An 8,510-nucleotide genomic window follows, 5' to 3' on the forward strand; every position below is an offset into this window, starting at 1 on the left:
AAAAAAACTTGGTTTAAGATTGTTAGTACTTCAATATTGTTATATTTGCAAACTATTTGAAAAATGAAAAGATTTTTATTACATATTACAGCACTTTTATTTTGTTGCAATTCATTCGGACAAATCCATGAAATTGGGGTTTTTCTAGGTGGTAGTAATTACATTGGTGATGTTGGACCAATGGATTATTTTGCCCCTAACGAAACAGCAATTGGCGCAATCTATAAATGGAATCGTAGTAAAAGACATTCTTGGCGTTTTTCATATAATCAAGCAACTATTTCATCATATGATGGAGATAGTAAAGCCCCAAACAGAATACAAAGAGATTTCAGATTTAAAAATTCAATAAAAGAATTTACAGCTGGTTTAGAATTTAACTTTTTGGAATTCGATTTACATCAGTCGGATTTTGTTATTACACCCTATGTTCATTCAGGTTTATCCGTATTTATTTATGATGAAATTTACATTTTAAATAAAGAAAGTCATGAAGATTATCAAGCTTCTTCATTTGCTATCCCAATGACATTAGGTGTAAAAGCTAAAATTGCTGATCGTTTAATTTTAGGTTTTGAAACTGGAGCTCGTTATACATTTACTGATAATTTAGACGGAAGTAATCCTAAAAATGACAACTTCAAAACATTACGTTTTGGAGATTTGAACAATAAAGATTGGTATATATTTACTGGTTTTACATTAACGTATACATTTGGGCAAAACCCATGTTTTTGTGCAGATAAATAAAATGAAAGAAATAGACAAAGATAATTTACCAAAACATTTAGCCATCATTATGGATGGAAATGGTCGTTGGGCAAAAAAACAAGGAATGTTAAGAGCTTTTGGTCATGAAAATGGCACAAAATCTGTTAAAGTTACCGTTGAAAATTGCGCCAAACTAGGTATTGAATTTTTAACATTATATGCTTTTTCAACTGAAAATTGGAACAGACCCAAAATGGAAGTTGAAACCTTAATGAAATTGCTTATTGGCGCTTTAAAAAAAGAATTAAAAACGCTTCAAGATAACAATATTCGACTAAACGCTATTGGTAACATTGACAGTCTTCCAAATAGTGTTAAAAAAGAATTACAAGAAGTTATCTTAAAAACAGAAAATAACACAAGAATGACTTTAACTTTAGCCTTAAGTTATGGCGCTAGAGACGAAATCATAAATGCTGTTAAAAATATTTCTGAAAAAGTTAAAAATAATATAATTTCAACTGATGCTATTGACGAATCAATTATTAATCAGCATCTTTACACACACAATATGCCAGATGTTGACTTAGTAATAAGAACAAGTGGCGAACACAGAATAAGTAATTTCCTATTATGGCAAATTGCTTATGCTGAATTTTATTTTACAGAAGTGCTTTGGCCTGACTTCAATGAAGAAGAATTAAACAAAGCCTTAATTAGTTATCAAAAAAGAGAAAGAAGGTTTGGAAAAACAAGTGAACAAATTAGATAAATCAAAAATGTTGAAGAACAAAATACTATTTTTATTTGCCTTATTATTTTTAGGAAATATCATTCAAGCACAAGAGGAAACAACATTACAAAAAGGTAACGAATATACGCTTGCAGGAATTGAAGTTATAGGAAAAGTTTCTTATAACGAACAAACTGTAATTACATTTGCTGGATTAGAAATTGGTTCAAAAATTAGAGTTCCTGGTGAAGAAATTAGTAATGCTGTTAAAAAACTTTGGAAACTTGGTTTGTTTAATGATGTTAATTTTTATGTAAAGAAAATTGAAGGAAATAATATTTTCCTTGAATTAGAATTATTTGAACTTCCAAAACTAAACGAGGTAAAAATTAAAGGTGTTAGAAAAGGTAAAAAAGAAGATATTCTTAAAGAAACAGAGTTAACTAAAGGAAAGGTTGTTAATGACAACTTATTGACTAACACTAAAAATTATATCGAGAAAAAATTCAAAAAAGACGGATATTATAACGCAAAAGCTACAATCAACACATTAGCCGATTCTACGAATTCTAAAGTAGATATGGTTATTTTTATTGATAGAGGAAATAAAGTAAAAATCAATAAAATTAATTTTGTAGGTAATGAACAAATAACAGATTCTAAACTAAAGAAAGCTTTTAAAAACACTAAAGAAAAAAGAATTTACCGTTTATTTAAATCTTCAAAATATGTTAAAGACAAATACAAAGAAGATTTAACAACTTTAATCTCTAAATATAAAGAAAAGGGTTACCGTGACGCTCGTATTATTAATGAAGAAGTTGTTTATAATAAAGAGAAAAATAAATTAGACATTAATGTAAACTTAGAAGAAGGTAGAAAACATTATTTTGGAGACATTCGCTTCTTAGGAAATACTGTGTATTCTGATCAATTATTACACAGCATTTTAGGCATCCAAAAAGGTGATGTTTATAACGGTGTCTTATTACAAAAGAGAATTGCAGACGATACTCAACCTGATGGCGAAGACATCACTAATTTATACCAAAACAATGGTTATTTATGGTCTAACATCAACCCAGTAGAAGTAAAAACTGAAAACGACACTATCGATTTTGAAATCAGAATTTCAGAAGGACCAATCGCCTATTTTAACAACATCATCGTTAAAGGAAACGACAAAACAAATGACCGTGTTATTTATAGAGAGTTAAGAACAAGACCTGGTCAGAAATGGAATAAAGATCAAGTTATCCGTTCTATTCGTGAATTAGGTCAATTAGGGTTTTTTGATGCAGAAGCCATTCGTCCTGAACCAATAAATATGGATCCTGCAGCCGGAACAGTTGACTTAGAATGGACTGTTGTAGAAAAAGGTTCGAGTCAAGTTGAATTACAAGGAGGTTATGGAGCTGGAGGTTTCATTGGAACGTTAGGTTTATCCTTTAACAACTTCTCTTTAAAAAACATTTTAAAGAAAGAAGCTTATCGTCCTTTACCAATGGGAGACGGACAAAAAATGTCGTTACGTTTACAAGGAAGTAATAACTTCCAAGTATATAGTTTATCGTTTACAGAACCATGGTTAGGTGGTAAAAAACCAATTAGTTTCTTTACTTCTTTATCTCATAGTAAACAATTCTTATACGATTATAATACAAGAGATGTAACTAGAAACAAGAGTTTCAACATCTCTACTATTACTGTAGGTTATGGAAAAAGATTGAAAGTGCCAGATGATTATTTTAGCTTATCTAATTCTGTTTCTTTCTCATACTATGACTTAAATAATTACAATACAGGGTTATTTACTTTTGGTGATGGAGCAGCAAGAAACTTATCATTTAATTCTACGTTAACAAGAGACAGTAAAGGTTTAGATCCTATTTTCCCAGATAGAGGATCAACATTCACAGTATCTGCAAAATTCTCATTACCATATTCTGCATTTAACGGAATTGATTATGGAAATTTAAAAAACTTAGAACAATATAAATTAAAAAATAAAGGAAACGGTTACGTAAATACAAATGGAAATTATGTTCCATCTGGTGCTTATATTGATCAAAATGGAGATCAAACTTTTATCCTATCTGAAGCTGTGGCTGATCAATCAAAAATAGACCAAGAACGTTTCAAATGGTTAGAATTCTATAAAATTAAATTTAGTGGAGATTGGTATACTAAAATCTATAAAAAATTCGTTTTAAGAGCTAGAGGAGAATTTGGATTCTTAGGCGCTTATAATCAAGATAGAGGAATTATTCCTTTCGAAAGATTTTTCGTAGGTGGAGACGGATTAGCTAATTATTCTTTAGACGGTAGAGAAATTATTCAATTGCGTGGATATCCAAATAATTCGTTATCTTCGCAAAACGGTGGTACAGTTTACAACAAATACTCAATGGAGTTAAGATACCCTATTACCATGAAACAGTCAGCTAAAATTTATGCTATGTCATTTTTAGAAGCTGGTTCAGCATTCGATAATTTTAAAGATTTTGATCCATTTAAAATTCAACGATCAGCTGGTTTCGGATTAAGAGTATTTATGCCTGCATTTGGTTTATTAGGTATTGATTTTGCACACGGATTCGACCCAGTTCCTGGAGATGTTGTAAAAAGTGGATGGCAAACTCACTTTATCATCGGGCAACAATTTTAAACTTTGGCACGATAGTTGAATTTAACATTTTAAGTTTATGAAAAAATATTTTGTTTTACTTTTAAGTTGCATGTTTTTAGCGGTTAACGCTCAAAAAACTACTAAAATAGGTTACATTGACATGGACTATATTTTGGAAAAAGTTCCTGAATATGCTGAAGCAAAAAACCAATTAGAGCAGAAGGCAAATACATGGAAACATGAAATTGAAACAAAGAAAAATGACATCACTAGACTTAAGGAAGCTTTAGCTTCAGAAAAGGTTTTATTAACTAAAGAGCTTATTACTGAAAAAGAAGAAGAGATTAAAGTTCTTGAAAATGAAATGCTAGATTATCAACAAAAAAGATTTGGTCCTAATGGAGATTTAATCATTCAAAAATCATCATTAGTAAAACCAATTCAAGATCAAGTTTTTAATATAGTTCAAGATATTGCAGCAAAAAGAAATTTCGATTTCATTTTCGATAAATCATCTGACTTAACAATGTTATATTCTGCTGAAAGATTTGATATTAGTGATTTCGTTTTAAAAGAATTAGAAAGAGCGGGCAAAAAAGTAGAACTTTCAAAAAAGCAACAAAAAATACAGGAAGACAAAGAAAAGAGAGAATTCGATACTAAAGAAAATCCTGAAATTTTAGAAAAAGAAAAAGCTATTGAAGCTACTAAAGAAGCAAGAGAGAAAAAATTACAAGAACGTAAAGACGCACTTGCAGCTAAGAAAAAAGAAGCTGATGAAAAGAGAGCAGAACTTTTAAAACAAAGAGCAGAAGCACGTCAAAAATTATTAGACGAACAAAAAGCAAAAAGAGAAGCGCTAAAAAATAAAGCAGCTGATAACAAAACTCCGGAAAATAAAACTCCGGAAAACAAAAACCAAGAACCAAAGAAAGATTAAATTAACCTTTATTAAATTAGAATGAAAATGAAACAATTAAAGACTCTATTTATTGCAATAGTAATGTTTTTTGGAGCACAATCTGTAAGTGCTCAAACTAAAGTTGGGCACATTGATGTTAGTGCTTTAATGTCTACAATGCCAGCTATGAAGGCAGCTGAAGCTCAATTAACAAAATTAAAAGAAAGTGTTGATGCAGAATACAAAAAATTAGTAACTGAATACCAAACTAAAGCTGCACAATACCAAAAAGAAGCTGAAACAGCTGGTGATCTTTTAAACCAAACTCGTTCTCAAGAAATGCAACAATTCGGTGAAAGAATCCAAAAATATCAAGATGATGCTACTAAATCATTACAAGATAAATCTATTGAATTACAAAAACCAATTATGGAAAAAGCACAAGCAGCTATTCAAAAAGTAGCTCGCGCTAAAGGAATTCAATACGTTTTAGATTCTTCTATGGGAAGCGGAGTTTTATTAGCTGATGGTATAGATTTATTAGCAGATGTTAAAAAAGAATTAGGATACTAATATTCTTAAAAAAATAAATAAACTGCTCATTCTAATTTTTAGTTTGAGCAGTTTTTTTTTAAATTTGTTTCTATGAGTAATAAAAATCCAATTGGTTTATTTGATTCTGGAGTGGGTGGAACTTCAATCTGGAAAGAAGTACACACTTTACTTCCCAACGAAAGCACATTATATTTAGCAGACAGTAAAAATGCACCGTACGGACAAAAAAGTCAAGAGGAAATCATCGAACTCAGCAAAAAAAACACTGAGTTTTTACTCAATCAAAATTGCAAAATGATTATTGTTGCTTGCAATACTGCAACTACCAACGCAATCAAAACACTTCGTGAAACCTATGACATCCCTTTTATAGGAATCGAACCAGCCATTAAACCAGCTGCACTACAATCAAAAAATAATTGTATCGGCATTTTAGCCACAAAAGGAACGCTAAATAGCGAACTTTTTCATCAAAATGTTGCTTTGTACTCCGATGTTAAAATAGTGGAGCAAATCGGCTATGGATTAGTTCAATTGATTGAAAGCGGAAACATGTACTCTGAAGAAATGACACAATTACTTCATGATTATCTAAACCCAATGATTGAACAAAATATCGATTATTTAGTATTAGGTTGCACGCATTACCCTTATTTAATTCCTCAAATAAAGAAAATACTACCAAGTCATATTAAAATAATTGATTCTGGAGAAGCTGTAGCCCGACAAACTAAACACATATTAGAAGTAAATAATCTGTTTAACACTTCCCATAAAAAGGCAGAAAACATCTTTTATATAAATAGCGAACCGGAAGTAATGCAAGAATTAATTGGCCCTAATTATAAAGTCAATTATAAAGATTTTTAGAAGCACAAATTTCGTTTTCATAAAACAGAAATTCGTGTCTTCCACTATATCTTTTATTTTGTCACTTGAAGCTTACAAAACAAATCAAGTAACAAAATAAAAGGATGCCGTTTTAACCACGGCTATTAATCATTTTAAGTGGTTTTTTACTCTTCTTTTAACCAACTTGAATACATCACGTAGTTATTCGAAATTCTGTCAATCTCGCCAGCAAAATCACTTGCATTAAGCGCCTTTACTTTTTTAGCTGGAATACCAGCATATATAAACCCACTTTCAACATGAGTATTTTGTGTTACCACACTTCCTGCACCAATAATTGAATTACTTTCCACTACACAACCATCCATAACAATTGCACCCATTCCAATTAAAACATTATCATGAATCGTACAACCATGCACAATAGCATTATGTCCAATCGAAACATTATTTCCAATAATTGTAGGGTGTTTTAAATACGTACAATGAATTACTGCACCGTCTTGTATATTAACTTTATTCCCAATTTTAATAAAGTGTACGTCTCCTCTAACAACTGCATTAAACCATACACTACAATTTTCTCCAAACGTTACATCACCAACTATAGTTGCATTTTCAGCTACATAACAATCTTCTGGAATTACAGGCATTTTGCCACGAACTTCTTTAATTAACATAAATAATAGTTTAAAAAAAATCCCGATAAAATCGGGATTCGTTATTTTTTATTAGTTTACAACTGCCGGACAGTTACAATCGAATGCTTTGTCTTTACAGAATAAGTTGAATCCTAAAGTTAATTGGTGGTAACCAGCATTGTCAAACTTAACATCTCCTAATACTTGGTTGTATGAATATCCTAACATAAATTGTTTAAAGTTAACTCCAACAAATGGTGTAATCCATTGTAATTTTTGATTATCAACTACATCTCCATTTAGGTATTCAGCTCCATCAAAACTTCTTCTATATGAAAGACCACCCCAAAGTTTACCAAATTCCATAGCTTTATAAACTTTAGCATTTAAGTCAATCGATTTTTCACCCGTTTTTTCAGTAACTTGTAACATAAATGATGGCTCAATTAAAATATTATCATCATTACCAAAATTAGCACCAAGGCTCCATAAATATTTTCTTAAGTTATCCGATTCGATTCCTAAAGAATAAATTTCTCTTCTTTGATTTGCAATAAAATTCTTTACTGTAACATGTGTAAAGAAATCTAAATAGTGGTATGAAACTCCTAAATCTAAATTAAAGTAAGAATCTTTTTGTTGAAAACCACCACCTACAATAACAGGATCAAAAGTTGTAAATTCTGATTCGTCTAATCTACTTTGAATAAAAGCAGTACTTAATCCAAAAGATAACATATTTAAATCTGCTTTCGATCTTGAAAACAATAAATGATGCGCATAAGTTAACTTAGCACCTGTTTGTGAATGGTAACCATTTTTATCGTTAAAAGCAATAATACCAACACCCGATTTACCATCTTCATCTAAAGATGTATTGAAACTAAACGTTTGTAAAGCTGGTGCATCTTCCTGACCAAACCATTGTTGTCTACCTGTTAAACGAACTTTAGCACAATTTGATGCTCCCGCCATCGATGGATGAATTAAATAATAATTATCAGTAAGATAATCTGTATAAACTGCAATACCTTCTTGGGAAAATGCAGATTGAAAAAAGATGATTAAATTAAATAATAATAAGTGCTTAAGTTTCATAGTTTTTAAATATTATCTTTTTAACGTAAAATGTGCTTTAAATTGTTTTTGTTGATCGTTTTCGGTATAATCTACACTGAACCAGTAGTCTGTTGATGGGATGTCTTGACCGTTGTATTTACCATCCCAACCATTTCCTAATGGATCAATTTGCTTGATTAATTTTCCATATCGGTCAAATATATAAATTTTTGCGTTATGTTGTGCATTTAATCCAACAATATTCCATGTATCATTAAATCCATCTCCATTTGGCGTGAAATATTTCATGTAATCTACTACTAATACTTCTTCCGAAAGGTTTGTACATCCTTCTAGATCCGATACTAAAACCGTGTGTACTCCCGCTTCAACTCCTGTAAATACATTACTAGTTTGCCAAGCTCCTCC

Annotated in this window: 9 protein-coding genes; 6 read left to right on the top strand and 3 right to left on the bottom strand. The window is 30.6% G+C overall.

Annotated features, from left to right (window positions below; all coding sequences use genetic code 11):
- The first annotated feature begins 63 nt into the window (after nucleotides 1-63).
- From porG to murI, 6 genes are all read left to right on the top strand, one after another.
- Nucleotides 64-750, top strand: a complete 687-nt coding sequence (porG, locus tag BMY86_RS09340) for a type IX secretion system protein PorG (RefSeq protein ID WP_091468105.1) — start codon at nucleotides 64-66, stop codon at nucleotides 748-750.
- 1 nt (nucleotide 751) lies between these two features.
- Nucleotides 752-1,483 (top strand): isoprenyl transferase, encoded by a 732-nt coding sequence (locus BMY86_RS09345; RefSeq protein ID WP_394332570.1) that lies wholly within the window; start codon nucleotides 752-754, stop codon nucleotides 1,481-1,483.
- Nucleotides 1,484-1,490: 7 nt separating this feature from the next.
- Nucleotides 1,491-4,112 carry a BamA/OMP85 family outer membrane protein gene (locus BMY86_RS09350; RefSeq protein ID WP_091468161.1) on the top strand — a complete coding sequence of 874 codons (2,622 nt, stop codon included), beginning with the start codon at nucleotides 1,491-1,493 and terminating at the stop codon, nucleotides 4,110-4,112.
- Between the two features lie 37 nt (nucleotides 4,113-4,149).
- Nucleotides 4,150-5,013, top strand: coding sequence for an OmpH/Skp family outer membrane protein (locus BMY86_RS09355; RefSeq protein WP_091468108.1), 864 nt, complete (start codon nucleotides 4,150-4,152; stop codon nucleotides 5,011-5,013).
- Nucleotides 5,014-5,040: 27 nt separating this feature from the next.
- A complete protein-coding gene (locus BMY86_RS09360) occupies nucleotides 5,041-5,547 on the top strand; it encodes an OmpH/Skp family outer membrane protein (protein ID WP_091468111.1) in 507 nt (168 codons plus the stop codon).
- Between the two features lie 72 nt (nucleotides 5,548-5,619).
- A complete protein-coding gene (gene murI / locus BMY86_RS09365; RefSeq protein ID WP_091468113.1) occupies nucleotides 5,620-6,399 on the top strand; it encodes a glutamate racemase in 780 nt (259 codons plus the stop codon).
- Between the two features lie 146 nt (nucleotides 6,400-6,545).
- On the opposite strand, the gene BMY86_RS09370 is transcribed toward murI, so the two are convergent.
- The 3 genes from BMY86_RS09370 to BMY86_RS09380 form a co-directional block, all read right to left on the bottom strand.
- Nucleotides 6,546-7,061, bottom strand: a complete 516-nt coding sequence (locus tag BMY86_RS09370) for a gamma carbonic anhydrase family protein (protein WP_091468116.1) — start codon at nucleotides 7,059-7,061, stop codon at nucleotides 6,546-6,548.
- 51 nt (nucleotides 7,062-7,112) lie between these two features.
- Nucleotides 7,113-8,120, bottom strand: a complete 1,008-nt coding sequence (locus BMY86_RS09375) for a PorP/SprF family type IX secretion system membrane protein (RefSeq protein ID WP_091468120.1) — start codon at nucleotides 8,118-8,120, stop codon at nucleotides 7,113-7,115.
- Nucleotides 8,121-8,132: 12 nt separating this feature from the next.
- Nucleotides 8,133-8,510, bottom strand: a 378-nt coding sequence (locus BMY86_RS09380) for a T9SS type B sorting domain-containing protein (protein ID WP_143065635.1), incomplete at its 5' end; no start/stop codon positions are given.

Source organism: Flavobacterium urocaniciphilum (assembly GCF_900110615.1).
Taxonomy (GTDB): Bacteria; Bacteroidota; Bacteroidia; order Flavobacteriales; family Flavobacteriaceae; genus Flavobacterium; species Flavobacterium urocaniciphilum.

Excerpts from the sequence above, each read along its gene's own strand:
- porG (WP_091468105.1), top strand. The coding sequence starts at position 64 with ATGAAAAGATTTTTATTACATATTACAGCACTTTTATTTTGTTGCAAT.
- BMY86_RS09345 (WP_394332570.1), top strand. The coding sequence starts at position 752 with ATGAAAGAAATAGACAAAGATAATTTACCAAAACATTTAGCCATCATT.
- BMY86_RS09350 (WP_091468161.1), top strand. The coding sequence starts at position 1,491 with ATGTTGAAGAACAAAATACTATTTTTATTTGCCTTATTATTTTTAGGA.
- BMY86_RS09355 (WP_091468108.1), top strand. The coding sequence starts at position 4,150 with ATGAAAAAATATTTTGTTTTACTTTTAAGTTGCATGTTTTTAGCGGTT.
- BMY86_RS09360 (WP_091468111.1), top strand. The coding sequence starts at position 5,041 with ATGAAACAATTAAAGACTCTATTTATTGCAATAGTAATGTTTTTTGGA.
- murI (WP_091468113.1), top strand. The coding sequence starts at position 5,620 with ATGAGTAATAAAAATCCAATTGGTTTATTTGATTCTGGAGTGGGTGGA.
- BMY86_RS09370 (WP_091468116.1), bottom strand. The coding sequence starts at position 7,061 with ATGTTAATTAAAGAAGTTCGTGGCAAAATGCCTGTAATTCCAGAAGAT.
- BMY86_RS09375 (WP_091468120.1), bottom strand. The coding sequence starts at position 8,120 with ATGAAACTTAAGCACTTATTATTATTTAATTTAATCATCTTTTTTCAA.